At 72.5% G+C, this 24,736-nt stretch carries 25 protein-coding genes; 12 read left to right on the top strand and 13 right to left on the bottom strand.

Translation table 11 applies throughout. The features are described 5' to 3' along the window. Positions 1 to 149 precede the first annotated feature (149 nt). The 5 genes from ACFYV1_RS18935 to ACFYV1_RS18955 all read left to right on the top strand — a co-directional run bounded on the left by ACFYV1_RS18935 (position 150) and on the right by ACFYV1_RS18955 (position 4,918). On the top strand, positions 150 to 2,381 hold the full coding sequence (locus tag ACFYV1_RS18935) for an acetate--CoA ligase family protein (protein ID WP_389396636.1): 2,232 nt from the start codon (positions 150 to 152) through the stop codon (positions 2,379 to 2,381). Further along, entirely contained in the window at positions 2,372 to 3,193 is an 822-nt protein-coding gene (locus tag ACFYV1_RS18940; RefSeq protein ID WP_389396637.1) for an enoyl-CoA hydratase/isomerase family protein, read from the top strand. The genes ACFYV1_RS18935 and ACFYV1_RS18940 overlap by 10 nt, the downstream gene beginning before the upstream one ends. 76 nt (positions 3,194 to 3,269) lie before the next feature. Then, positions 3,270 to 3,896: a flavin reductase family protein gene (locus ACFYV1_RS18945; RefSeq protein ID WP_389396899.1), complete on the top strand. Its 627-nt coding sequence runs from the start codon at positions 3,270 to 3,272 to the stop codon at positions 3,894 to 3,896. Positions 3,897 to 3,953: 57 nt separating this feature from the next. Beyond that, positions 3,954 to 4,352, top strand: a complete 399-nt coding sequence (locus ACFYV1_RS18950) for a hypothetical protein (RefSeq protein ID WP_389396638.1) — start codon at positions 3,954 to 3,956, stop codon at positions 4,350 to 4,352. Positions 4,353 to 4,405: 53 nt separating this feature from the next. Further along, positions 4,406 to 4,918 carry a DUF1203 domain-containing protein gene (locus tag ACFYV1_RS18955; protein WP_389396639.1) on the top strand — a complete coding sequence of 171 codons (513 nt, stop codon included), beginning with the start codon at positions 4,406 to 4,408 and terminating at the stop codon, positions 4,916 to 4,918. Between the two features lie 65 nt (positions 4,919 to 4,983). On the opposite strand, the gene ACFYV1_RS18960 is transcribed toward ACFYV1_RS18955, so the two are convergent. Both ACFYV1_RS18960 and ACFYV1_RS18965 read right to left on the bottom strand, forming a co-directional pair. Next, positions 4,984 to 5,172: a hypothetical protein gene (locus ACFYV1_RS18960; RefSeq protein WP_389396640.1), complete on the bottom strand. Its 189-nt coding sequence runs from the start codon at positions 5,170 to 5,172 to the stop codon at positions 4,984 to 4,986. A gap of 298 nt (positions 5,173 to 5,470) precedes the next feature. Next, positions 5,471 to 6,775, bottom strand: coding sequence for an MFS transporter (locus ACFYV1_RS18965; RefSeq protein WP_389396641.1), 1,305 nt, complete (start codon positions 6,773 to 6,775; stop codon positions 5,471 to 5,473). A 71-nt stretch (positions 6,776 to 6,846) separates the two neighbouring features. Here ACFYV1_RS18965 and ACFYV1_RS18970 point away from each other — a divergent pair, with 71 nt between their 5' ends. Together ACFYV1_RS18970 and ACFYV1_RS18975 are read left to right on the top strand one after the other, a co-directional pair. After that, positions 6,847 to 7,947: a GlxA family transcriptional regulator gene (locus tag ACFYV1_RS18970; RefSeq protein WP_389396642.1), complete on the top strand. Its 1,101-nt coding sequence runs from the start codon at positions 6,847 to 6,849 to the stop codon at positions 7,945 to 7,947. A 37-nt stretch (positions 7,948 to 7,984) separates the two neighbouring features. Then, the gene (locus ACFYV1_RS18975; RefSeq protein WP_389396643.1) at positions 7,985 to 8,209 is read left to right on the top strand and encodes a hypothetical protein; all 225 of its coding nucleotides are present in this window, start codon (positions 7,985 to 7,987) and stop codon (positions 8,207 to 8,209) included. 12 nt (positions 8,210 to 8,221) lie between these two features. Here the strand turns inward: ACFYV1_RS18975 and ACFYV1_RS18980 are convergent, their stop codons facing one another. The 3 genes from ACFYV1_RS18980 to ACFYV1_RS18990 are packed head-to-tail and all read right to left on the bottom strand — an operon-like array spanning position 8,222 to position 11,319. Then, positions 8,222 to 9,271, bottom strand: coding sequence for a Zn-dependent alcohol dehydrogenase (locus ACFYV1_RS18980; RefSeq protein WP_389396644.1), 1,050 nt, complete (start codon positions 9,269 to 9,271; stop codon positions 8,222 to 8,224). Then, positions 9,268 to 10,398 carry an acyl-CoA dehydrogenase family protein gene (locus ACFYV1_RS18985; protein WP_389396645.1) on the bottom strand — a complete coding sequence of 377 codons (1,131 nt, stop codon included), beginning with the start codon at positions 10,396 to 10,398 and terminating at the stop codon, positions 9,268 to 9,270. The genes ACFYV1_RS18980 and ACFYV1_RS18985 overlap by 4 nt, the downstream gene beginning before the upstream one ends. Before the next feature lie 9 nt (positions 10,399 to 10,407). Next, entirely contained in the window at positions 10,408 to 11,319 is a 912-nt protein-coding gene (locus ACFYV1_RS18990) for an SDR family oxidoreductase (protein WP_389396646.1), read from the bottom strand. Positions 11,320 to 11,400: 81 nt separating this feature from the next. On the opposite strand from ACFYV1_RS18990, the gene ACFYV1_RS18995 reads away from it, so the two are divergent. Beyond that, positions 11,401 to 12,327, top strand: a complete 927-nt coding sequence (locus ACFYV1_RS18995; RefSeq protein WP_389396647.1) for a cyclase family protein — start codon at positions 11,401 to 11,403, stop codon at positions 12,325 to 12,327. Positions 12,328 to 12,454: 127 nt separating this feature from the next. Here the strand turns inward: ACFYV1_RS18995 and ACFYV1_RS19000 are convergent, their stop codons facing one another. The 4 genes from ACFYV1_RS19000 to ACFYV1_RS19015 all read right to left on the bottom strand — a co-directional run bounded on the left by ACFYV1_RS19000 (position 12,455) and on the right by ACFYV1_RS19015 (position 16,546). Beyond that, positions 12,455 to 12,916 (bottom strand): ATP-binding protein, encoded by a 462-nt coding sequence (locus ACFYV1_RS19000; RefSeq protein WP_389396648.1) that lies wholly within the window; start codon positions 12,914 to 12,916, stop codon positions 12,455 to 12,457. A 359-nt stretch (positions 12,917 to 13,275) separates the two neighbouring features. Next, positions 13,276 to 14,217, bottom strand: coding sequence for an acyl-CoA dehydrogenase family protein (locus tag ACFYV1_RS19005; protein WP_389396649.1), 942 nt, complete (start codon positions 14,215 to 14,217; stop codon positions 13,276 to 13,278). Beyond that, positions 14,217 to 15,350, bottom strand: a complete 1,134-nt coding sequence (locus tag ACFYV1_RS19010) for an acyl-CoA dehydrogenase family protein (protein ID WP_389396650.1) — start codon at positions 15,348 to 15,350, stop codon at positions 14,217 to 14,219. The genes ACFYV1_RS19005 and ACFYV1_RS19010 overlap by 1 nt, the downstream gene beginning before the upstream one ends. Then, positions 15,350 to 16,546 (bottom strand): amidohydrolase family protein, encoded by a 1,197-nt coding sequence (locus tag ACFYV1_RS19015; protein ID WP_389396900.1) that lies wholly within the window; start codon positions 16,544 to 16,546, stop codon positions 15,350 to 15,352. Before ACFYV1_RS19015 ends, ACFYV1_RS19010 begins: the two co-directional genes overlap by 1 nt. 126 nt (positions 16,547 to 16,672) lie before the next feature. Here ACFYV1_RS19015 and ACFYV1_RS19020 point away from each other — a divergent pair, with 126 nt between their 5' ends. Then, the gene (locus ACFYV1_RS19020; RefSeq protein ID WP_389396651.1) at positions 16,673 to 18,169 is read left to right on the top strand and encodes a class I adenylate-forming enzyme family protein; all 1,497 of its coding nucleotides are present in this window, start codon (positions 16,673 to 16,675) and stop codon (positions 18,167 to 18,169) included. Between the two features lie 435 nt (positions 18,170 to 18,604). Here ACFYV1_RS19020 and ACFYV1_RS19025 read toward each other — a convergent pair whose 3' ends face one another. Together ACFYV1_RS19025 and ACFYV1_RS19030 are read right to left on the bottom strand one after the other, a co-directional pair. Next, positions 18,605 to 19,126, bottom strand: a complete 522-nt coding sequence (locus ACFYV1_RS19025) for an EF-hand domain-containing protein (protein ID WP_389396652.1) — start codon at positions 19,124 to 19,126, stop codon at positions 18,605 to 18,607. A gap of 176 nt (positions 19,127 to 19,302) precedes the next feature. After that, a complete protein-coding gene (locus ACFYV1_RS19030; protein WP_389396901.1) occupies positions 19,303 to 19,677 on the bottom strand; it encodes an STAS domain-containing protein in 375 nt (124 codons plus the stop codon). A 290-nt stretch (positions 19,678 to 19,967) separates the two neighbouring features. Here ACFYV1_RS19030 and ACFYV1_RS19035 point away from each other — a divergent pair, with 290 nt between their 5' ends. Together ACFYV1_RS19035 and ACFYV1_RS19040 are read left to right on the top strand one after the other, a co-directional pair. Further along, entirely contained in the window at positions 19,968 to 20,543 is a 576-nt protein-coding gene (locus tag ACFYV1_RS19035; RefSeq protein WP_389396653.1) for a sigma-70 family RNA polymerase sigma factor, read from the top strand. Positions 20,544 to 20,551: 8 nt separating this feature from the next. Then, positions 20,552 to 21,931: a maleylpyruvate isomerase N-terminal domain-containing protein gene (locus tag ACFYV1_RS19040; RefSeq protein ID WP_389396902.1), complete on the top strand. Its 1,380-nt coding sequence runs from the start codon at positions 20,552 to 20,554 to the stop codon at positions 21,929 to 21,931. Between the two features lie 19 nt (positions 21,932 to 21,950). Here ACFYV1_RS19040 and ACFYV1_RS19045 read toward each other — a convergent pair whose 3' ends face one another. After that, positions 21,951 to 23,258: an MFS transporter gene (locus ACFYV1_RS19045; RefSeq protein WP_389396654.1), complete on the bottom strand. Its 1,308-nt coding sequence runs from the start codon at positions 23,256 to 23,258 to the stop codon at positions 21,951 to 21,953. Between the two features lie 55 nt (positions 23,259 to 23,313). Here ACFYV1_RS19045 and ACFYV1_RS19050 point away from each other — a divergent pair, with 55 nt between their 5' ends. Further along, the gene (locus tag ACFYV1_RS19050) at positions 23,314 to 24,324 is read left to right on the top strand and encodes an ArsR/SmtB family transcription factor (RefSeq protein WP_389396655.1); all 1,011 of its coding nucleotides are present in this window, start codon (positions 23,314 to 23,316) and stop codon (positions 24,322 to 24,324) included. Positions 24,325 to 24,418: 94 nt separating this feature from the next. Here ACFYV1_RS19050 and ACFYV1_RS19055 read toward each other — a convergent pair whose 3' ends face one another. Next, entirely contained in the window at positions 24,419 to 24,724 is a 306-nt protein-coding gene (locus tag ACFYV1_RS19055; protein WP_389396656.1) for a trypco2 family protein, read from the bottom strand. Positions 24,725 to 24,736 lie beyond the last annotated feature (12 nt).

Raw genomic sequence — 24,736 nt, forward strand, 5'->3', positions numbered from 1 at the left:
GCCCGAGCGCACCCCCGCCGGAACGGGCCCCACCGGAACGAGCCCGCTTTGCGCCCGACGGTTCCTGACTACCGGTCAGTTCGCTAATCTGACTAGGCGTCAGTTAACTGGCCGGCAGCTCGGCCATCGACCGGGAGCGGGGACCAGCGATGCTCGGATCAACTCACGGCACCCTCACCTCCGACCTCCGCGCGCGCGTCGTCGCCTGCGGCGACCAGCCCAGAAGCGCCGTCCACGAAGCGGCCGGCACCGCCGTGTCCGCCGGTGACCTCGACGTCGGCGGCCGCCCCCTGTACGCGCCGGTACCCGACCTGGACCGGTTCTTCCGCCCCAACTCGGTCGCCGTCGTCGGCGCTTCCGACACAGAGGGCCGCCCCAACACCGGCATCACGCGGCAGCTCGTGGACTGGGCGGCCCGCGTCGGCGCCCGACTGCACCCCGTGCATCCCACCCGTACGTCCGTCTTCGGCCTCGACTGTGTGCCCTCCGTCGCCGATCTGCCGGAGCCGGTGGATCTCGCCGTACTGCTGGTCGGCGACCCGCTGCCGCTGATCGCACAACTCGGCGAGGCGAAGGTGCGGTTCGCCGTGGCCTTCGCCTCCGGCTACGCGGAGACCGGCGAGGAGGGGGCCGCCGCCCAGGACCGGCTCGCCGCGGCCGTGGAACGCTCCGGTGTCCGGCTGCTCGGCCCCAACACGAACCTGAACGCCTTCGAGGAGTTCCGCGAGGACCTCGAAGGACCGGCGATCGCGCTCATCACCCAGTCCGGGCACCAGGGGCGGCCCGTCTTCACCATGCAGGAGCTGGGGGTACGGCTCTCCCACTGGGCGCCCACCGGCAACGAGGCCGATCTCGAGACCGCCGACTTCATCTCGTACTTCGCCGAGCGCCCCGAGGTGGGGGCCATCGCCTGCTACGTGGAGGGCCTGAAGGACGGGCGTTCCTTCCTGCTCGCCGCCGACCGGGCCGCCCGGCGCGGCGTGCCCGTCGTCGCCGTCAAGGTCGGCCGCACCGACACCGGGGCCCGCACGGCCGCCTCGCACACCGGCAAGCTGACCGGCAGCGACCGGGTCGTGGACGCGGCGATGCGGCAGTTCGGGGTGATCCGTGTCGACGGGCTCGACGAACTCCAGGACACCGCGGCCCTGCTGGCCCGGGCGCGCCCGCCGGTCGCGGAGGGAGTGGCCGTCTACTCGATCTCCGGCGGTACGGGCGCGCACTTCGCGGACCTGGCGACCGCGGCGGGCCTGCGACTGCCGCGGCTGAGCGACGCCCGGCAGACGGAACTGCACCAGTGGATACCGCCGTACCTGAACGTCGCGAACCCGGTCGACAACGGCGGCCACCCGGTGGGCGACTGGCGGGGCCGGAAGATCATCGACTCGATCCTGGCCGACCCGGACGTGGGCGTGCTGATCTGCCCGATCACCGGGCCCTTCCCGCCGATGAGCGACAGGCTCGCGCAGGACCTGGTCGACGCGGCCGAGAGCACGGACAAGCTGGTGTGCGTCGTGTGGGGCTCACCGGTCGGCACCGAGTCCGCCTACCGGGACACGCTTCTCGGTTCCTCGCGGGTCGCCACCTTCCGCACCTTCGCCAACTGCATCGCGGCCGTGCGGGCCCACCTGTCCCACCACCGGTTCACGGCCCACTACCGCTCCCCCTTCGACGACGCCCCGCGCACCCCGTCCCCGTCCTTCCGCAAGGCGCAGGCACTGATGCAGCCCGGCAGGCAGCTGAGCGAACACGCGGCGAAGAGCCTGCTGCGCGCGTACGGGATCCGGGTGCCGCGCGAGCAGTTGGTGACCAGCGCGGCCGCGGCGGTACGGGCGGCGGCCCAGGTCGGGTACCCGGTCGTGATGAAGGCGTCGGCGCCGCAGCTCGCGCACAAGACCGAGCTGGGCCTGGTCAAGGTGGGCCTCACCTCCGCGAGCCAGGTGCGCGACACCTACCGCGAACTCACCGACATCGCCCGCTACGAGGAGGTCGACCTCGACGGTGTGCTGGTGTGCCAGATGGTCGAGCGCGGTGTCGAGATGGTCGTCGGGGTCGCACAGGACGAACTGTTCGGCCCGACGGTGACCGTGGGACTCGGCGGCGTACTGGTGGAGGTGCTGCGCGACACCGCCGTACGCGTCCCGCCGTTCGGCGAGGCCCAGGCGCGGGACATGCTCGGCGAACTGCGCGGCCGCGCGCTGCTGGACGGCGTACGCGGCGGACCACCGGTGGACGTAGACGCACTCGTCGAAGTCGTGCTGCGGGTGCAGCGGATGGCACTCGAACTCGGCGACCAGCTCTCGGAACTGGACATCAATCCGCTGATGGTGCTGCCACGCGGACAGGGCGCGGTGGCGCTGGACGCCCTGGCGGTGTGCCGGTGACCGCGACCGTCCTGCACCGGGTCGCGCGGTCCGTCTCCTGGATCACGCTCAACCGCCCCGAGGCAATGAACGCGGTGACATGGGACCAGCGGGAGCGAATCATCGACCTGCTCGCCACCGCCTCGTCCGACCCGGCGGTCCGCGCCGTCGTTCTCACCGCGACCGGCCGGGGCTTCTGCGCGGGCGCCGACCTGCGCGGCGCCCCGGCCGCCGGCACCGCCTCGGGCACCGCGTCCGGCACCGCCCCTGCGCCGGGGGACGTCTCGCGCACGATCCGGCTCGGCGCGCAGCGCCTGATCGGGGCCGTACTCGACTGCGAGAAGCCGGTGATCGCGGCGGTCAACGGCACGGCGGCGGGCATCGGGGCGCACCTGGCCTTCGCCTGCGACCTGGTCCTGGCGGCGGAGGACGCGCGCTTCATCGAGGTGTTCGTACGGCGGGGACTGGTGCCCGACGGCGGCGGTGCGTACCTCCTGCCCCGCCTGATCGGCCCGCAGCGCGCCAAGGAGCTGTTGTTCTTCGGCGACGCCCTGCCGGCGGAGGAGGCGGCCCGCCTGGGTCTCGTCAACCGGGTCGTCCCCGCTGCCGAGCTGGAGAAGACGGCCCTGGAGTGGTCCGCCCGCCTCGCTGCGGGCCCGACCCGTGCGCTCGCCCTGACCAAGCACCTGGTGAACACGTCCCTCGACACCGACCGTACGACGTCCTTCGCGGCGGAGGCCATGGCCCAGGAGCTGAACATGGCGACGACGGACGCCCAGGAGGGCGTGGCGAGTTTCGTGGAGCGCCGCGCCCCGGAGTTCCGGGGCCGCTGAGGGGCCGGCGCGGGCCGCGGGCTTCCGATCTGATGGAGCGTCAGGTTCAATGGTTGATGTGATGGGACACGCGGCCATGGCCGCCACCGCCGTTCGCTATCTCCGCGCCGTCGGCGCGCCCACCGTCGGGCCGTACGAGGCGTTGCCCGCGCCCGGGCTGCGGGCGGTCGGGGAGGACGAGCGGGTGCCTGTGGGCAGGGACGAGTTCCGGCGGGTGCTCGGGCGGTTCGCGAGCGGGGTGACCGTCGTGACCGCCGTCGACGAGGAGGGGCCGGCCGGATTCGCGTGCCAGTCGTTCGCGTCGCTGTCGCTCGACCCGCCGCTCGTCGTCTTCATGGTGGGGCGCACGTCCACGACATGGCCCCGGATCGCCAGGGCCGGGGGCTTCTGCGTCAATGTGCTCGGCGAGGAGCAGGGCGAGTTGTGCCGGGGCTTCGCGGTGAGCGGGGCGGACAAGTTCGCGGGCGTCGCACACCGGCCGGCTCCCGCGACGGGGGCGCCGCTGCTCGACGGGGTGCCCGCGTGGATCGACTGCACGATCCAGGCCGTGCACACCGGCGGCGACCACCTCATCGTGGTGGGGCGCGTCGAGGCACTGGGCTGCGAAGGGGACGGCGCGCCGCTGCTGTTCCACCGAGGGCGGTTCGGAGGGATCCGGCGGTTCGAGGAACTCGGTGAACACCGGGAGGAGAACCGGCGCTGAGTGCCCTTTGGGGTCCGCGCTTGACCTCAAGCGTGGCTGAGGTTCCACGATGGAGCCATGACCGGAAACGACGAAACCCTGCTGTTCCGCAACACCATGCGCATCACCGACGGCCATCTGGAGGGCTTCCGCGAAGCCATCGCAAGGGCGGTGGACTTCGCGGAGCAGCACGGGCCACAGCTGATGGTGCAGACATTCGTGGACGAGGAGCGGATGCTCGCGCACAGCTTCCAGCTCTACCGGGACTCCGACGCGGTCCGTCTGCACTGGAAGCTCGCGGACCCCTACATCCAGGAGGTCATGGAGCATTGCCGGGTGGAGCACTTCGAGGTGTTCGGCGAGCCGGACGCCGACGTGGCGGCCGGACTGCGTTCGGCGCTCGGCGAGCACGGCGCACTCGGTTTCACTCCCCGTGCCGCCGGCTTTGACCGCTTCGCCGCGGCCCCTCGGGCGTAGTCGGCGTCCGGATCCCGCCGGCATCGGGCGGCGGCCCCGCGCACTGTGGAGGCATGCCGACAACACACGAGACCCGGGCCATCGCCCCGGTCGTACTGAAGCAGCTGCGTGAGCGCGACGACGCCGGTTTCACCCGGGAGCCGTTCACCGATCCGGAAGGCGGCGAGGCGCTGCGCTGCTGTCTGCGCCGCAGCGAGGTCGGGGAGCGCATCGTCCTCGTGTCGTACGCGCCACTGCGCCGCTGGGCGGCGGAGGTGGGTGCCCGGCCGGGGGCGTACGAGGAGTGCGGACCGGTGTTCGTGCACGCCGAGGAGTGCGACGGACCCACATCCGGGACCGAGTATCCGGGCGAACTGCACGGTGCCCGCCGGGTGTTGCGCGCCTACGACACCGACGGACACATCCTCGGCGGGACGCTGATCGAGATCCCCGAGGAGCGTGCCGCCGAGGTGGACGACGCCCTGCGGGACGTGTTCGAGGACCCGGCGGTGGCGCTCGTGCACGTCCGGGCCGTGGAGTTCGGCTGCTTCATGGTCGAGGTCCGCCGCGGCGGGGCCGCCCGATAGGCGCGGACCGGCCTCCGCACACGGGCGGACGGTGCAGCGGGCTGCGCCCTCCGTGGCGTGCCGCCTCAGCGACGACCGTCGGCGGCCTGCGGTTCGTCGTCCTGCCAGTCCTCCTCGCCGGCCTCTCCCGCGGCCGGCCCGCTGAAGACGGGCTCGAGGAAGATGCGCCGGAAGTCGGGCAGCGGGTTGGCCGGACCCCGCGGACGACGCACGGTCGTGCCGTCCGCGGGCGAGGTGGCCGGGTGTGAGGTCAACGAGGCTCCTGATGCAGTGAGGAAGCTGGGCGGCAGCCTGGCCCGCGTCACGGCCGTCGACGGACATCGAAGCCGGCGAACAGGGAGCGGGACGCCAACGCCATTGTTACGTACAGACGTTCGAAATGCGATCTGCCGCGGCCACTGGGAGGCGCGGGATTTTCCGCACGCCTCGCCCGAGACTACAGAGGCCTGATCACGATCCATCCGGGCAGGCGGCCGACCCGCCGGTCGGACCTGCCGGACGCCCGGCCCCGGCGCGAACACGGAAGCCCCGCCTGGCCGGGTTCTCCCGTCACTAGAGGGCCAGAGCCGTCTTCGGCAGCGGCTTGCGGCGGATCACCAGGGCCATCAGGGCCGCCGCCGCGCACAGCGCTCCGGAGGCGTACCAGACGATGTCGTACGAGCCGAAGACGTCGCGGGCGACACCGCCCGCGAAGGCCACCACCGCCGCGCCGACCTGGTGGGAGGCGAGGACCCAGCCGAAGACGATCGCGCTGTCCTCGCCGTAGTGCTCGCGGCACAGCGCGATCGTCGGCGGGACGGTGGCGACCCAGTCGAGGCCGTAGAAGACGATGAAGAAGACCATCGGTGGCTGGACGGACGGCGCGAGCAGCATCGGCAGGAAGAGGAGCGACACCCCGCGCAGCGCGTAGTACACCGCGAGGAGCCGTCGCGCCTCGAAGCGGTCGGTGAACCACCCCGACGCGATCGTGCCGACGACGTCGAAGACGCCGATCACGGCGAGCAGTGACGCGGCCGCGGTGATGGGCATGCCGTGGTCGTGGGCGGCGGGTACGAAGTGGGTCTTGACCAACCCGTTCGTCGAGGCGCCGCAGATCGCGAAGGTGCCGGCGAGGAGCCAGAACGGGCCGGTACGGGCGGCCCGGAAGAGGACCGCGAGCGCCCTTCGGGCGGCGCCCGGCACCGGGTCGGGCTTGGGAGTGAAGCCCTCCGCGCCGTACGCCGCGATGCCCACGTCCGCCGGGTGGTCGCGCAGCAGCAGCCACACGAAGGGGACGACGGCGAGCGCCGAGAGCGCGACGGTGATCGCGGCGGGCCGCCAGCCGTGGTTCTCGACCAGCCACGACAGCAGCGGCAGGAAGACGAGCTGACCGGACGCGCCGGCCGCGGTGAGGATGCCCGTGACGAGGCCGCGGCGCTGCACGAACCACCTGTTGGTGACGGTGGCCGCGAACGCGAGCGCCATCGAGCCGGAACCCAGGCCGACGAGGACGCCCCAGTAGAGGACCAGCTGCCACGGCGCGGTCATCCACACGGTCAGCACGGAGCCGACCGAGATCACGCTCAGCGCGACGGCGACGACCCGGCGGATTCCGTAGCGGTCCATCAGGGCGGCGGCGAAGGGGGCGGTGAGTCCGTACAGCGCGAGGTTGACCGAGACGGCGAAGCCGATCATGCCGCGCGACCACTTGAACTCCGAGTGCAGCGGCTCGATCAGCAGACCCGGCAGCGAGGCGAAGGCCGCGGCGCCGATGATCGTCACGAAGGTGACGGCGGCGACGAACCAGGCGCGGTGGACACGCGGAGGTCGGACGAGGGGCTGCGAGGAGCCGGTGCGCGGCGCGGTTGTCTGGGGCACGTCACAAGCTTCCTGGGGCCGTCCGGTCCGGCACGAGTGGCCCGAGTGCCAGCATTCGCTAGGATCGGGCCATGAGCGAGAGCAGTGGTGCGCGGAGGCATCGCGTGGTGGTCCTGGCGCTGACCGGGCTGCTCCCCTTCGAGCTCGGCATTCCGCACCGGATCTTCGGTCGTGCCAAGGACACCGCGGGCAACGCGCTGTACGAGATCCTCACCTGCGGGGTCAGGCCCGGCCCGGTCCGCACCGACGCCGACTTCGACGTGACCGTCGCGCACGGCCCGGAGGCACTGGCCACGGCGGACACCGTCATCGTCCCCGCCTCGTACGAGCTCGGACCGGTCTACGAGGAGGGCCGTCTCACCGAGGAGCTGGAGGCCGCTCTCGCGCACGTCCGGCCCGGGACACGGATGGTGTCCATCTGCACCGGTGGGTACGTGCTGGCCGCCGCCGGCTACCTCGACGGCCGCCCGGCCACCACCCACTGGTCGTCCGCCGAGCACTTCCAGCGGCTGTTCCCCTCCGTACGGGTCGACGCGGACGTCCTGTTCATCGACGACGGCGACGTGCTCACCTCCGCCGGCGTGGCGGCCGGCCTCGACCTGTGCCTGCACATCGTGCGGCGCGACCACGGCGCGGCCGTCGCCAACGATGTCGCACGCCGGACCGTCGTGCCGCCGCATCGCGACGGGGGGCAGTCCCAGTACATCCACCGGCCCGTTCCAGAACCGCGGGCGGCGACCACCACGACCGCCCGCGCCTGGGCCCTCGGCCGGCTCCACGAGCCGCTGCAGCTGCGGGACCTGGCCGAGCGCGAGTCGATGTCCGTCCGCACCTTCACCCGTCGTTTCCGCGAGGAGGTCGGCATCAGCCCCGGCCAGTGGCTCACCCAGCAGCGCGTCGAACGGGCCCGGCATCTGCTCGAGTCCACGGATCTTTCCGTGGACCAGGTGGCACAGGACGCCGGCTTCGGCACGGCCCAGTCGATGCGCCAGCACCTGCAGGCGGTGCTCGGCGTACCTCCGACCGTCTACCGGCGTACGTTCCGCGCGGGATCGGGCCGTGCGGGATCGGGCCGCGCGGGATCGGGCCGCGCGGGATCGGGCCGTGCGGGATCGGGCCGCGCCGACGGTCCGGTGCCCGGCGACGACGCCCGCGGTACGCGGCCGGCCTGACACCGGCCGGCTCCCCGGCGCGCCTACACTCTGCCCGGTGACCGCCATACGCTGCACACAGTGCGGAGCCGGTGAGCTCGAGCCCGGTTTCGTGGAGGACTCCGGTGAGGGCTCGCACGGGTACGCCCGCTGGATACGCGGCCCGCTGGAGCGCGGCCCCTTCGGCGGGGCGAAACGCCTCGGGCGGCAGCGCCTCCAGGTCGACGCCCACCGGTGTCTGCGGTGCGGGCACCTGGAGCTCTTCGCGACCCGGGCCGTGTGACCCGTCCACCGGTCAGAACGTGAGCACTCCGCGCGCCACCCGCCCGTGCCTCAGGTCGGCCGCCGCCTTGGCGAAGTCCTCGACGGGATACGTGGCGGTGACCAGTTCGTCGAGCAGGAGCAGCCCCCGGCGGTACAGGTCGGCGTAGAGCGCGATGTCGTGCTGCGGGCGGGAGGACCCGTAGCGGCAGCCGAGGACCGACTTGTCCAGGAAGAGGGACGCGGGCAGGAACGACGCCTCCGCCGTCGGGGACGCCATGCCCAGCAGGAGCGCCTGGCCGCGGCGGTCGAGCAGGTCGATCGCGGCGCGGATCAGCGCCGTGCTGCCGACGCACTCGAAGACATGGTCGGCGCCGGTGGGGAGGATGTCCCGTACGCCGTCGGCGGAGGGCAGGAAGTCCGTCGCGCCGAAGCGGCGGGCCGGGCCCTCCTTCGCCGGGTTCGAGTCGACGGCGACGATCGCCGACGCGCCCGCGAGCCGGGCGCCCTGGAGGACGTTGAGCCCGATGCCGCCCGTGCCGATGACGACGACGGTGTCGCCGCGGTCCACCGCCGCCCGGTTCAGTACGGCCCCGACGCCGGTCAGGACACCGCAGCCGATGAGCGCGGCGGAGGTGAGGGGGATGTCGGAGGGGATCTTCACGGCCTGCACGGCCCTGACGACCGTGCGCCGGGCGAAGGCGGAGTTGGAGGCGAACTGGAACAGCGGCGCTCCGGCACGGGAGAAGGGGCGGCCGGGGCGGCCGATGGCCCGGCGGCACATGGTGGGGCGGCCCCGGTCGCAGTCCGCGCAGGCACCGCAGTTGGCGAGGGTGGAGAGGGCGACATGGTCGCCGGGCGCGACATGGCCGACGCCCGGTCCGACCGCCGCGACGACACCGGCGCCCTCGTGGCCGAGGACGACCGGTACCGGGAAGGGGATCGTCCCGTCGACGACGGACAGGTCGCTGTGGCACAGCCCGGCGGCGGCGACCTCGACCAGGACCTCGCCGGGCCCCGGATCGCGTGTCTCCAGATCGTCGACGACCCGGACCTGCTCCCCGTCGAACACGACACCCTTCACCGCGGCTCCTTCGGCAGGCCGAGCACCCGCTCGGCGATGATGTTGCGCTGGATCTCGTCCGAGCCGCCGTAGATGGTGTCGGCTCGGGAGAAGAGGAACAGGCGCTGCAGTTCGTCGAGTTCGTACGCGTCGGGCTGCCAGGGGCCGGGGCCGACGGTGGCCCGTGCGCCGCGCACGCTCGACGCGAGTTCGCCGAGGCGCCGGTGCCAGCCGCCCCAGAGCAGCTTGGCGACGCTCGGCGCACCGTCGTCATGGGCGCCGCCGAGAGTGCGCAGGGCGTTCCAGCGCATGGTGCGCAGTTCGGCCCACAGACGGACGAGGCCCGCTCTGATCACGGGGTCGCTCACCGCGCCCGTCTCCTCGGCGAGGCGGACCACCCGCCGCAGTTCGGCCTCGAAACCGATCTGCTGGGCGAGCGTGGAGACACCGCGCTCGAGGGCGAGCAGGCTCATGGCGACGGTCCAGCCGTCGCCCTCGCCGCCGACGACGTCCGCGGCGAGGGCGCCGTCGAAGAAGACCTCGTTGAACTCCGCCGTGCCGGACATCTGCCGGATGGGGCGCACCTCGATCCGGCCGGGCTGGTCCATGGGCACGAGCAGGAACGAGAGGCCGTGGTGACGGCGGGCGGCCGGGTCGGTGCGGGCGAGGACGAAGCAGTGGTCGGCGTCGCGGGCCAGGGAGGTCCAGATCTTCTGCCCGGTGATCCGGTACGTGTCGCCGTGACGCCGCGCGACGGTTCGGATCCCGGCCAGGTCGGATCCCGCGTCCGGTTCGCTGTAGCCCTGGCACCAGATCGCCTCGCCTCGGGCGACGGCGGGCAGATAGCGGTCCTGCTGCGCCCGGCTGCCGTGGGCGAGGAGGGTCGGGGCGAGCAGGTTCTCCCCGATGTGGCCGGTACGGGCAGGGGCGCCGGTGCCGGCGTACTCCTCGGCCCAGACGACCTGTTGGGTCAGTGTGGCGGTCCTGCTGCCGTACGCCTCGGTCCCCCAGCCGATCCCGATCCAGCCGCCCCGCCCGAGCTCGCGCTCCCACTCACGGGCGCCGGTCTTGTCGTACGGATGGTCCTCGAGCCACGCGCGGGCGGTGCGGCGGAAGGCCTCGTCGTCCTCACCGAAGCTGAAGTCCATGGCGGCGACTCAGGCGTTCGGGCGGGCGCCGCGGGACGCCGCCGACCGCATGGCCTCCAACTGGGCCAGCATCGGCATGGGATCGACGCCGACGGTGCCCGGGAGCAGGTCGGCTATGCGGTCGGGTGTCCAGGGGCCTTCCGCGTAGGCCGCGCGGAGCTCCCTCGGCTGCGCCCAGACCGCGATCTTGGGACCCGCGATCGTATAGACCTGGCCGGTGATCCACTCGTCACGGGCGCGGTCGGAGAGGAGGTAGACGACCAGCGCCGCGACGTCCTCCGGCTCGCCGATCTCCTTGAGTTCCATGGGGACGCCTCCCGACATGCGGGTACGGGCGACGGGTGCCACCGCGTTCGCCGTGACGCCGTACTTGTGCAGACCGAGCGCCGCGCTGCGCACCAGCGAGATGATGCCGCCCTTGGCCGCCGAGTAGTTGGCCTGGGAGACGCTGCCCTGGTGGTTGCCGCTGGTGAAGCCGATCAGGGTGCCGGAGCCCTGGGCCCGCATCACGGCCGACGCGGCGCGGAAGACGGTGAAGGTGCCCTTGAGATGGGTGGCGAGGACCGGGTCCCACTCGTCCTCCGACATGTTGAACAGCATCCGTTCGCGCAGGATGCCGGCGACGCAGACGACCCCGTCCAGGTGCCCGAACTCGGCGAGCGCGACGTCCACGACGCGCTGCCCGCCCGCCATGGTGGCGATGTCGTCGGCCACGGCGACGGCCGTGCCGCCCGCGGCCTCGATCTCCTTGACGACGCCGTCCGCGACGGCGGACGTGGGCGACGATCCGTCGACGGACACTCCGTAGTCGTTCACGACGACGTTCGCGCCCTCGGCCGCGCAGGCCAGGGCCACGGCACGCCCGATGCCGCGGCCGGCTCCGGTCACGGCGACGGTCCTGCCTGCCAAGAAGTTCCCCACGACCGGCCCCTTCCCGCGGTTTCTGACGGACCGTTAGATTCTGTTCAGTCCGACGCATGAACACAAGCCCCGGGAGGCCCGATGTCACTGCCGGCCGCGTTCCACGACATCGCGAAACGCGTCAACAACTGGGGGCGTTGGGGGGACGACGACGAGATCGGCACCCTGAACCTGATCACCGCAGAGGTGGTCAGGAACGCCGCCGCGACGGTCCGCAGCGGGCTGCGCGTCCCCCTCGCGCTGCCGCTCCGGCAGGACGGCGTGCAGACCGGCGTCATCCCGGGCCGGATCGACCCGCTGCACACGATGGCCCAGATCAACCAGGAGCTGTTCGGCCCCGGCACCGTCGCCACCAGCGACGACACCGTGACGATGGGACTGCAGGCGGCCACGCACTGGGACGCCCTGACGCACGCGTCGCACTCGGGCCGGATCTACAACGGCCGTCCCGCAGGCACCATCACGCCGCACGACGGTGCCCGCTTCAGCGGCATCGACAAGGCGACGCCCGTCGTCTCACGCGGCGTGCTGCTGGACGTCGCGCGCGCCAAGGGGCTGGACCGGCTCCCCGAAGGCCACGCGGTCACCCCGGAGGACCTCGAGGAGGCGGCGGAGTTCGGCGGTGTCACGGTCGGCGGCGGGGACATCGTGCTCGTACGTACCGGGCATGTGCGGCTCTGTCTCGGCGGCGACCGGCACGGCTACGCGTATCCCTCGCCGGGCCTGTCCGTTCGCACACCCGAGTGGTTCCACGCGCACGACGTGGCCGCCGTCGCGAACGACACCCTGACGTTCGAGATCTTCCCGCCGGAGATCGAGGACCTCTGGCTGCCGGTCCACGCGCTGGACCTGGTGGAGATGGGCATGCTGCAGGGTCAGAACTGGAATCTGGAGGGGCTTTCCACGGCCTGTGCGGAGGAGGGGCGGTACGCCTTCCTGCTCTCCGCCATGCCGGAACCCTTCGTCGGCGGCACCGGCACACCGGTCGCCCCGGTCGCCGTACTCTGAGTCGTCCCGCGGTCGCCGGCCCGTGGGAGGAAGGCGTTCGGCAACCGGACGCCGTGCGCCCGCTGACGCCCGCGGCCACGGGAAGGCCGTGCGCCTGCTGACGCCCGCGGCCACCGGAAGGCCGTCCTCAGGCTCCGCGTGCCACCACGGGCGGGCCCGCCAGCCGCGAGGCTCCTGTCGGCAGGTCGTGGTCCACCTCGCACCAGATGGACTTTCCGGCGCCCTCACGCTGCCAGCCCCAGCGGTCCGCGAGCCCGTCGACCAGTTCCAGGCCGCGGCCCCCGGTGTCCTCGCCCTTCGCGTTCCTCGGCCTCGGCGGGCACGCGCTGACGTCGGCGACCTCGACCCTGACCGTCCCCGGCCTCGCGGCACCCGCGCCGACGCCGAACAGCATCCGCAGGACGGCCGGGCACCCCGTGTGCACGACGGCGTTGGTCACCAGCTCCGAGATCAACAGGATCAGCGTCTCCGCCAGTGGTTCGTCGTCGCCCATCCCGGACTTCACGAGCCGTGATCTGGCCCATCTGCGGGCTCGCCCCACCTCCGAAGGGTCGGATCCGATCTCCAACTGCACCTGAAGCACCTGCACCGCTCACACCACCCGAACCGGCGGACACATAGCCTTGCGCCTCACAGCCATAACGGAATGTGATTCCCTTACGACAGAGCATGATTGACTTACAGTCACCGCAACAAGCGCTTCGGGCATATTCCAGCGTGAAGGAGTACTCGTGGTGCATACTGTGCGACGCACGCCGGGAAGAGTCGAACACGGGGCCGCGAAACGCCTTCGCACAGCCCGACCAGCGCGCATCGACGGGTCCGGGACCGCCGTGCCGGCGACACCGTGAGACCCCGTCATCGCAGCGACTCGCATCCCACGCAGCGTACCGGAGCACCAACCCGACTCCACCGTGTGACGAGCCTCGCGCAGGACACAACCCGGTATCAACGCACGGTGACCGTCCGGCCTGCTGAGGCCAGGGCTTGCGCCTGGATCTCCTCCGCCTGAGCCGTCGTGAGCCACATCCGGGCCCGCACGAGCGACCGCTTGAGGTGGAGGTGGACGTCGGCCTCCCAGGTGAAGCCCATTCCGCCGAACACCTGCAGACAGTCCCTCGCCCCGCGTACCGCCGCCTCGTCGGCCAGCAGTTTGGCACCGGCCGCCTCGATGAGCTCGCCGCCCGCCGCGGCGGCGTAGACGGCCGCTCGTGCCACCTCCGTGCGTACGAGCATCTCCGCACACAGGTGCTTCACGGCCTGGAAACCCCCGACGGGCTGCCCGAACTGCACCCGCTCCCGCGCGTACCGCACGGCCTCCTCGGTGCTGCGGGCGGCACTGCCGAGCTGCTCCGCGGCTGTCAGGAGCACGGCGGTACCCAGCAGCGGCCCCGCCGCCGGGCCTTCCGCCCGGACCGGCGGGCGGTGCAGCGGCGTGAGCGGGTCCAGGGACCGCACGGGGACGCCCTGCCGCACCTCGACGACGCGCGGTCCGTCCTCCTCCAGTGCGACAGTCACGTCGGCCTCGTCGAAGTGCTGGACGAGGGAGCCGAGTTGCCCCACGCAGGTGACGACCGTGGCGCCGTCCGCCGCTCCCGGCACGAGCCCGGCCGCCAGATGCGTCGCCACCAGCGGCCCCGGCAGCAGCACCCGGCCCGCCTCCTCGAAGACCAGCACCGCCTCGGGCAGGCCGAGGCCCACCCCGCCGTCCCGTTCCGCCAGCCGTAGCGCGAAGAACCCCGCCCTGCCCAGCTCGCGCCAGAGCTCCCGGTCGAGGGAGCCCTCGCGGTCCACGGCGGCCCGCAGCGCCGTCCGCCCGAAACGGCCGGTCAGCAGCTCCCGCACACCGCTGCGCAGCGCCCGCTGGTCGTCGGTGAGCCGGAAGTCCATCAGCGCCCCTTCGGGAGGCCGAGGATCCGCTCGGCGACGATGTTCCGCTGGATCTGCGAGGTGCCGGCGGCGATGGTGTACGAGAGGGAGGAGAGCCGCTGCTCCGTCCAAGTCCGCGACAGGTCGAGCGCGTCGGTGCCGAGGACCTCCGCCGCCGTGTCGTACAGCTCCTGACGGGCGTGGGAGTAGCGGAGCTTGAAGACCGACCCGCCGACGCCCGGCACCCCTCCGGTCGCGGCCGCCTCGCTGACGTTCCACTGGATGAGCCGCCAGAGCGCCGCGAACTCGGCGTGCAGACGTCCGAGTCTGCGGCGGACGGCCGTGTCGTCCCAGGTCCCGTTGGCGCGCGCCAGAGCGGCCACCTCCGCGAGGGTGCGGCGGCAGGCGACGACCTCGCCGACGAACGCGGTGCCCCGCTCGAAGGAGAGCGTGACCATCGTGACCCGCCAACCGTCGTTCTCCGCCCCGACCCGGTCCGTCACCGGCACCCGCACCTCGTCGAGGAACATCTCGGCGAACTCGGCGGTACCGGCCAGGGTGCGCAGCGGCCGTACGGTGATGCCTGGCGCGTCCATGGGCATCGCGAGCCAGGTGATGCCCCGGTGCCGGGGAGCCTGCGGGTCGGTCCGGACGAGCAGTTCGCACCAGTCGGCGACCTCGGCGTGCGAGGTCCAGATCTTGGAGCCAGTCACGACGTACGCGTCGCCGTCGCGGACCGCCCTGGTGCGCAGCGAGGCCAGGTCGGAGCCCGCGTCCGGTTCACTGAAGCCCTGGCACCAGATCTCGTCGCCGCGCAGGATGGGCCCCAGCCAGCGCTCCCGCTGCGCCGGTGTGCCCTCGGCGGCGACGGTCGGCCCGGCGTGCAGCAGTCCGACGAAGTTGGCGCCGACGTAGGGCGCTCCGGCCTTCTCCGTCTCCTCGAGGAAGATCAGACGCAGGGTCGGTGCGGCGTCCCAGTGCACGTCGGCGTATCCGGCGTCGTACAGCATCCGCTGCCAGGCGGTGTCGTGGGCACGCCGCGCGGGCCAGTCGTCGGCCGGCGGCCGCGGGGGCAGCTTGGGCAGGACGACGGCCAGCCAGTCGCGCAGCCGGGCCCGGTACTCCTCCTCGGCGTCGGTGTACGCCAGGTCCACTACGCGTCCAGGTCCAGGCCGAGCATGCGGATGGCGTTGCCGCGCATCAGCTTGTACACCGTCTCGTCGTCCAGGTCCTTCACATGGTCGAGGGCGACCTCCTTGGTGTGCGGGAAGGTCGAGTCGACGTGCGGGTAGTCCGTCTCGAAGGTGGCGTTGTCGCGGCCGACGACGTCGATGGAGGCGACGCCGTGCTTGTCGCGGAAGAAGCAGCAGAAGATCTGCCGGTAGTAGTACGTCGAGGGCGGTTCGGGGATCACGCCGCGCACCCCGCCCCACGCCCGGTGCTCCTCCCACACGTCGTCGGCACGCTCCAGGGCGTACGGGATCCAGCCCATCTGGCCCTCGCTGTAGGCCAGCTTGAGACGGGGGAAGCGGACGAGGACGCCGCTGAAGAGGAAGTCCGTCATCGAGGCCATGGCGTTGTTGAACGAGAGGGACGCCTGCACCGCGGGCGGCGCGTCCGGGGACGCCGCGGGCATCTGCGACGACGATCCGATGTGCATGTTGACGACCGTGCCGGTCTCCTGGCAGGCGGCGAAGAACGGGTCCCAGTGGCCGGTGTGGATCGACGGCAGCCCCAGATGGGTGGGGATCTCGGAGAAGGTGACCGCGCGCACGCCCCGCGCGGCGTTCCTGCGGATCTCCGCGACGGCGAGGTCGATGTCCCACAACGGGATGATGCACAGCGGGATCAGCCGGCCGCCGCTGTCGCCGCACCACTCCTCGACCATCCAGTCGTTGTAGGCGCGGACACAGGCAAGCGCGACGTCCTTGTCATGGGCCTCGGCGAAGGTCTGGCCGCAGAAACGCGGGAAGGTCGGGAAGCACAGGGACGCCTCGACGTGGTTGAGGTCCATGTCCTTGAGGCGCTCCACGGGGTCCCAGCAGCCGGGCCGCATCTCGGCACGGGTGATGCCCTCGAGGGTCATGTCGTCGCGGTCGAAGCCGACGGCGGCGATGTTGCGCTTGTACGGGAACTTCAGGTCCTCGTAGATCCACCAGTCCGTGGGCGGCCCTTCGGGGTCCATCGTGATCCGGTACTTGCCGCCGGTGTAGACGAGCTCGCCGATGCCCGCGGTCAGGGGCCTGGGCCCGCGGTCGCGGTACCTGGCCGGGAGCCAGGTCTCGAAGAGGTGCGCCGGCTCGATGACGTGGTCGTCGACGCTGACGATCCGGGGCAGTTCCTTTTCCATCGGGACCATCCTCCTGACGGTGCGTCAGATCAGGTTGCCAGGCTAGCTCCGCACCCCTGGACCGACAAGGCTCGGATCCTTACGATCTGACGCGTCGTCAGTTACCGCTTGCGGAGGTGTCCGGGCATGAACGGGACCGCACACGCACTGAGCACCGCGCCCACCCTCTGGGAACTGGTCCGCCGCAGGGCCGGACTCACCCCCCACCGCCCCGTCCTGCTCCAGGACGATCGCACCCTCACCTTCGGCGAACTCCACGACCGCTCGGAACGGACGGCGGCCGGCCTGTACGCGATGGGCGTCCGCCCCGGCACGGTCGTCGCCTGGCAGCTCCCCACCCGGATCGAGACGGTCCTGCTGACCGTGGCCCTCGCCCGGCTCGGAGCCGTGCAGACGCCGGTCATCCCCTTCTACCGGGACCGCGAGGTCGGCTTCGCGCTGCGCGAGTCCAAGGCCGAGTACTTCGCCGTGCCCGGCGAGTGGCGGGGCTTCGACCACACCGCCCTGGCCGAACGGGTCGGCGCCCGCGGCGTTTTCGAGGCGTACGACGCACTGCCCGACGGCGAGCCCTCCACCCTGCCCGCGCCGCCCGCCTCCGGCACCGCCGTCCGCTGGATCTACTGGACCTCCGGCACCACGTCCGACCCCAAGGGCGTGCTGCACACCGACCGTTCACTGATCGCGGGCGGCTCCTGCCTGGCCCACGCGCTGCACCTGTCCGAGGACGACATCGGCTCGATCGCCTTCCCGTTCGCGCACATCGGCGGGCCGGACTACCTGGTGATGCTGCTCCTCTACGGATTCCCCGCAGTCCTCTTCGAGAAGTTCGCCCTCCCCGGCGCGCTCGACGAGTACCGCCGGCACGGCGTGACCACCGCCGGCGGCTCCACCGCCTTCTACTCGATGTTCCTCGCCGAGCAGCGCAGACAGCCGGGCCGCAGACTCATCCCCACCCTGCGGCTGCTCGCCGGCGGCGGCGCGCCCAAGCCGCCCGAACTGCACCACGCCGTCGTCCGCGAGATGGGCTGCGTGCTCACCCACGGCTACGGCATGACCGAGGTCCCGATGATCACCATGGGCTCGCCCGACGACACCGAGGACGACCTCGCCCACACCGAGGGCCGGCCGCCGGACGGCATGGAGATACGGATCGTCGACGGCGAGATCCGGCTGCGCGGCGAGGCCGTCTGCAAGGGCTACCTCGACCCGGCCGCGACGGCCGCCGCGTTCGACACCGACGGCTTCCTCATCACCGGCGACCTCGGCCGGCTCACCGACAGCGGGCATCTCGTGCTCACGGGGCGGGCCAAGGACGTCATCATCCGCAAAGGGGAGAACATCTCCGCCAAGGAGATCGAGGACCTGCTGCACACCCACCCCGCGGTGGGCGACGTGGCGGTCATCGGCCTGCCGGACGAGGAACGCGGCGAACGCGTGTGCGCCGTCGTGGAGCGGGCGCCCGGCGTGGCCGACCCGACCCTGGCCGCGCTGACCGAACACCTGCGCGCGGAGGGCCTGTCCGTGCACAAGCTCCCGGAACAGCTGGAGATCGTGGACGCGCTGCCCCGCAACGACGCCTTGCGCAAGGTCCTCAAGTACAAACTCCGCGCCGCGTACAGATGACCCGGTCCGTGTCGTGTGGTGTCCGGGTGCCGCTCCGGGGGCATCGGCCCTCGCCCCCGCCGGAGGGCCGGTGAAGGCGCGTGCCCTGTCCCCCGGCGAGGGATTCGCTCCCACTGGGGAGGTAGGGGAGCCGATGGCCAGGAGAGGGGCCCCGGTCCCAATACCCCGCACGGGCCGTGGGAACGACCAGGACTGGCACGGGGCCCACCGGCGGGAGGGGGGCGGGGGCGGAGGAGGGGGGTGAGCGGACGTAAAGCGTCGTAAGCCCAGGGAAACGCAGGCTCGGGAAAGCAGTCCGCGATCCCCCCTCCGCAGCCACCGACCCCCGCACCACCCACAACCCGACAGCCGCGCCCACCGGCGCGTACCGCAGCCACCGACCCCCGCACCCACCCACAACCCGACAGCCGCGCCCCACGGGCGCGCACCGTCGGCCTACTTCGTGTCGGGCTCGGGAGTGACGTAATACGCGGCGAACGCCGCCAACGCCTCCTCCTCGCCGATCCGTCCGTCACCGTCCGTGTCCAGCGCCGTCCCCGCCGCCGCCGCGACCCCCGGGTCGACGCCCAGCGCGCCGAGCACACGCTCCACGGCCGAGGGGGTCACGCCCCGGCCGTCCTCGTCGGCGACTCTGATCACGGCATGCAGGAACGGGCGGGCGATCTCGCCGAACCGCTTCGGGTTGTCGCGCAACCGCTTCACCGCGCTCGTCACGAACTCCTGGCGGGTCACCCGCTGGTCCCCGTCGACGTCGGCGATGCCCGCCATGCCCTGCCAGAACGCCTCCGCGCCGCTGTACAGATCCTGCCCCTTGTCGGAGCGGGCGGCGACGGAGAACTCGGCGAGCAGCTTGGCCGCGGCCGAACTGAAGTCCTCGCGGTCGATGTAGCCGTTGCCGTCCTGATCGAAAGCGGCGAAGCGGGAAGCGATCTTCCGCTCGTACTCTGCGCTGTCCATGCGGGGAGCGTAAAGCCCCGGAGGCCGAGGTGTGTACGCACCCGGGGAATTGCATGGCGGCAACATCCGGGCGAAGCGCAGGTGACGGGGGTGCGCCGGGGCGTACGGGGGCGCGCAGCGGGGGCAGAGGGGCGCGCGGACCGGCACCGGTAGAGGCAGAGGCGCCGCCCGGGACGTCAAGCAGTGAGCGGCTGCGCCCCGTCGTCCGTGGCGGACCCCGTGTCCGCGTAGACCTCGAAGAGGCGGCGCACTCCGAGCGCGCCCAGCACCCGGTTGACGTGCGAGCCGTCCTCCGCGCCGCGGGCCGGCAGTATCAGCCGCAGCCTGCCGCGGCACGAGCGCATCAGCCGCCGCGAGGCGATCAGCACGCCGACACCGCTGGAGTCGCAGAAGAACACCTCCGAGAGGTCGAGCACGACATGGTGCTGCCCGGCGGCGACCGCGTCGTGGACCCGCTGGCGCACCACGGGCGAGGACACGAGATCGAGTTCCCCGCACACCTGCAGCACGGTCCACGAGCCCTGCCGGCTCTCGGCCACTTTGAGTGTCACCACGTCTGGACCCCTCCTCATACCGGTCCCAGAAGACCGGAAGCTGCCCTTCCACAGCCGCTTCCCGACTGCCCGCCGCTGAAACGCGACGTTCGTCACGGAGCGCCCCACGGCTTCAGCGCCTGCCCCCCGTGGGTTGTTCCCCGTTCGCGGCCTTAGCATCCCGGACCGCGGAAGGGGCGTACTTGACGCAAAGGCTCGTGCGTAATCCGCCGGGCGCACTACATTCGAATGAGCGACGGACACGAGGGCAGAGGCAGCAGGCAGAGAGAGCAGGCTTGGGGGCCGCAATGGCGAAGGACGCACCACCGCGCTGGGACCGCAGGATGCAGCAGCGGCTGGCGCGGGGCGAGGCCGCGGCCCTGGGCGAGCTGTACGACAGGTTCGCCGCGCTCGTGCACAGCCAGGCCCACCGGGTGCTCGAGGACGAGGAGGCCGCCGACCAGGTCACCCGTGAAGTGTTCGGGTACATATGGGAAAACCCGGACGCGTACGACCCCAAGCAGGGCTCCATGCGGTCCTGGGTGGCGAGGCTCACGAACAGCCAGGCCGTGCACCGGCTGCGTCAGACCGAGTCCGCGGCGCTCGCGGAGGGCGGCACCACGGAGGAGCTGGAGCAGAAGGTGCGCAGGGCCGCTGTCGCGGCCCGTGCCGACTACATCGTGACGTCCATGCCGGCACCGCTGCGGGCCGCGCTCGAACTGGCGTACTTCCAGCGCAGGGACTACCGCCAGACCGCCGCCGATCTCGGCGTCACGGAGGACGAGGCGAGGCGGCGGCTGCGGCTGGGACTGCAGTTGCTGTCGACCGCGCACACCCGCTCGCTCGAGGGCTCGTCACCGCCCGGGTACGGGCGGGTGCTGTGAACGGGCCGATGGACGGCGGCGCCCACGACGACGGCCGCGAGCACGACGGCGAGGGCCGCGGGCGGGACGGCGAGGCCCGCGGGCGGGACGGCGACGAGGTACGGGGCGTGCCACGCATACCGGGACCGCGCGCCGCCGCGGACGACCTCCACCCCGGCGCGTACCGCCCGCCGCCAAAACCGTCCGTGCCGCCGGAGCCCGCGTCCCCGGACGAGCCCGTCGTGGCCGAGGCGGGCCCGCCCGCAGCGGAGAGGACGCTTCCCGGCCAGGCCGCCGCGTCGGTCCCCTTCGTGCCGTCGCACCGGGTGCTGAAGTCGCTGCTCGGGGCGTGGGCCCTGTCCGCCTGCTCCGCCGAGGAGACCGCCGCCGTGGAGGAGCATCTCGGGGACTGCGCTCCCTGCGCGGAGGAGGCCCTGCGGCTGCGGGACGCGGTCGGCCTGCTGCACACCGACCGTGATCTGGACCTCGACCCGCTGCTGCGCTTCCGGGTGCTGGAGAACTGCCTGGGCCGCAGGCCCGCCCGTATCCCCGTGCCCGACTGGGCCGACCCTTACGACGCGGAGACCGCCAGGCTGGACGCGCTGCTGCGGGACATCGGGGAGTCGGAGTGGCACGCGCCGGTGCGGCTCAAGTGGTTCGAGGGCGAGCGCAGGGTCACCCGCAGTACGACGGTGGCCGGCGTGATCGGGCACCTGATGACCGTCGACGGCATAGTCACCGGCGCCCTCGGCCTCGACGACCCGCTGGGGTCGCACGCGCCGCGCCTGCCGACGGCGCGCACGGAGACGTTCTGGAACAACGCCCACCGGCCGCCGGCGGGCGAGATCCGTGAGCCGTGGCGCGACCAGAGCCACACCCTCATCCGTACGGTGTCCTTCGCCGGTCGGGGCGTCGCCGAACTGTCGGTGTCCTACGGGGCGTTCTCCCTGCCCCTGCGGGACGCGCTGCTCGACCGGGCCTTCGAGTGCTGGATCCACGCGGACGACATCGCCGACGCCGTGGACTACCCGTACGCCCCGCCGAGCGGCAGGCATCTCAACCGGATGATCGACCTCGCGGCCCGGCTGCTGCCCGCGGCGCTCGCGGAACGCAGGCGTGCCGGGCTCGCGGGGCCGCCCCAGCACCTGGTCGCGGCCGGCGCACCCGGGCGTTCGCTCCATCTGGAGGTCGAGGGTTCCGGCGGCGGGAACTGGTACATCGCCCTGGACTCGCCGGCCTCCGTCGGCTCACCGGACAAGTCGGTCGCGCAAGTCGCGCTGGACGGAGTCGAGTTCTGCAAGCTGGTGGCCGGTCACGTCTCACCCGAGGAGGCCGCCGCCGGTCAGGACGGCGACCGGGAGGCGATCCGGGACGTGCTGTTCGCGGCCGCCGCGCTGAGCCGCCTGTAGCGGCGGGTCGCGGGCCGGACTACGCGGCGCTCTGCCGGGGCAGTTCGCGGCGACGGCGGACCGGCGAGAGGAAGACCGGCAGGAAGGCCAGCGACAGGCAGCCCGCGCCTGTCCAGAGCGCCGCGTCCAGCCCCGCGAACTCGCCGATCAGGCCCGCCGTCGCGGAGCCGACGGCGATCGCGCCGGTGAGCATGAATCGGAAGGTGGCGTTCATCCGGCCGAGCAGCGGGTCCGGAGTCAGCCGCTGCCGCAGGCTCACGCCGAGCACATTGTCGACGCCGACCTTGAACATCATGAGCATCCATCCCGCCCCCGCGACCCACAGCCACACGCCCCGGTCGACGAGCGGCAGGAGCAGCGCCGTGGGCGCCATCCACAGGCCGGCGAGGCCGAGCGTACGGCCGTGTCCGAGGAGCCGGCCGATGGGGCGTGCGCAGCGCGCGCCGATGAGGACGCCGAGGCCGCCCGCCGCCCAGTAGAGCCCCAGCACACCGGCCGACAGGCCCAGTTCGCGGACGAAGAGCACCGGCAGCAGGGTGTTGACGATCTGTGAGCCGAGGTTGGTGAGGGACGCCGTGAGCGCGAGGGCCCGCAGCTCCGCGTTGCGCAGTACATGCCGCACGCCCTCCGCGATCTGGGCGCCCAGTCGGCCGGTGGCCGCCCGCGGCGCGGCGGGGAGCGCCGCGGCGGCCGGCCGGCGGGACGGCAGGGCCAGTCTGAGGGCGGAGGCCAGATACAGCAGGCCGACCCCGACGACGGCGACCGGCGCGGTGAACAGCTGCACGATGCCGCCGCCCGCGCCCCGGCCCGCCACACTGCTCGCGGCCTGCAGGCTCACCACCGCCGCGTTCGCCGGGACCAGGGCCTCGCGGTCCACGAGCCGGGGCAGGAAACTCTGCGAGCCGACGTCGAAGAAGACCATCGCGCACCCGTTGAGCAGCACGACGGCGTAGAGCTGGCCCAGGGTGAGGGCGTCCAGTGCCCAGGCGACCGGCACAGAGGCGAACAGGACCGCCCTGGCCAGATCCGCGGCGATCAGAACCGGCCGGTGCCGCATCCGGTCAACCCAGGCCCCGGCGGGCAGTCCGATCAGCAGGAACGCCACCGTGCTCAGCGTGGCCAGCAGGCCGACCTCGCCGGCGCTCGCGTCCAGCGCGGACACGGCGATCAGCGGGACGGCCACATAGCCGATGTTCGTGCCGAGATGGCTGAAGAGGGTGGCCGTGAACAGGCTCCGGAAGTCACGGGACCGCCACGGACTGCCGGCGGACCCGGCCCCGGGCCCGTCCGTGGACGCGGACGCGGACGTACGAGTGGGTGTGGACATGATCCGTACGCTGCCCCTGCTCCGCCGCGTACTCCAATGATTTAGTCTCGACCGAATGGTGCTCGAGAGCCGCCCCGAGGGCGGGATGCTGGAGATCGCCTTCTCGGCGGAGGATGTCGCCCGCACCCGGTTCGCCGTCTCCCCGCTGTGGGAGGTCGTCGCGAGCGTGCGGGCGCTCAAGGGCGCGGACATTTCAGGAACGCACCGTCGTTGGCTCGAGCGTGTACGCCCCCGTCTCACGGCCGCGAAACTCGACCTCGCACCACTGTCCGCGCTGGTCGGCGCGCCTCCGGCCGGCATCCCCGGCTTCCTGGTGGCGCCGCCGACCACCCCGCAGCCCTCGCTCGAGGTGGAGCTCACCGCCCTGCGGTCCACACCGCACGCCCTGCTCCGTACGACGACGCCCGCCGCCCGCGAAGGGGTCGCCGCGCTGCGCGAGGACCCGGACCGCGGTCTCGGCCGGCTCGTGGAGACGATCGCCGCCTACTGGGAGGTGGCGCTCGCCCCGTACTGGCCGCGCATCCTCACCCTGGTCGAGGGCGACATCCTGTACCGGGCCCGGCGGCTCGCGGAAGGCGGCGCACGCCGTCTCTTCGACGATCTGGACCCGCGGGTGACGTGGGACGCGGGAACGCTGCAGGTGATGCACCGCTGTGTGCGCGGGGCCCGGAACCTGGACGGCAGGGGCCTGCTGCTGGTGCCGTCCGTCTTCGCCGGGCAGCGGATCTTCTCCGACGTGGACAGCCCGGACTGGCAGCCCACTCTGCGCTACCCGCCCCGCGGCACCGCCACCCTTTGGGAGGAGCGGGCGGCGCCGCTGTCCGACGCCCTCGCCGCCGTCCTCGGCCGCACCCGCGCCCTCCTGCTGGCGGAGCTGTCCGCCCCCGCCTCGACGACGGACCTGGCCCGCCGCATCAACATGTCCGCGGGCGGCGTCTCGCAGCACCTGACGGCGCTGCGCGCGGCCGGTCTGGTCAGCGCGCACCGCACGGGTCGCGTGGTGCTCTACGCACGTACCCGCGTGGGCGAGTCGCTGGTCGGCGACGGGCCCACGACCGGCCCGTGACCCCGGACCCTTGACCCGGGTCCGGGGTCACGGGTCCGGGTCCGGGTCCGGGTCCGGGTCCGGGTCACGGTCCGGAGTCACGGGTCCAGGTCCGTCACTCGCCGCCGACGCTGATGTTCGGGTTCCCGTCGCGGCCGTGGGGCTTCAGTTCGACCTGAATGGTGTGCGTGGTGTCGCGCGCCGCCGTGGCACCGCCGCCCGCGGTCAGAACCCCGATCCGCAACTCGGCCCGCCCGCTGCCCTCCCGCCGCACCTGCACCGCGAACTCCAGGTGCACACTCTCCACGCTGAACCGCAGATCCCGCCCCTCACCGGCCCGTTGTGCCCGCTCCAGCTCGTCACGGACCTGCCCGATCACCTCGGCCAGCCCCACCACACCGGTTTCGTCACGCTCGGCCATCGCGCCCCCCGT

Origin of the sequence: Streptomyces sp. NPDC003023 (genome assembly GCF_042888225.1) — a bacterium.
Taxonomy (GTDB): domain Bacteria; phylum Actinomycetota; class Actinomycetes; order Streptomycetales; family Streptomycetaceae; genus Streptomyces.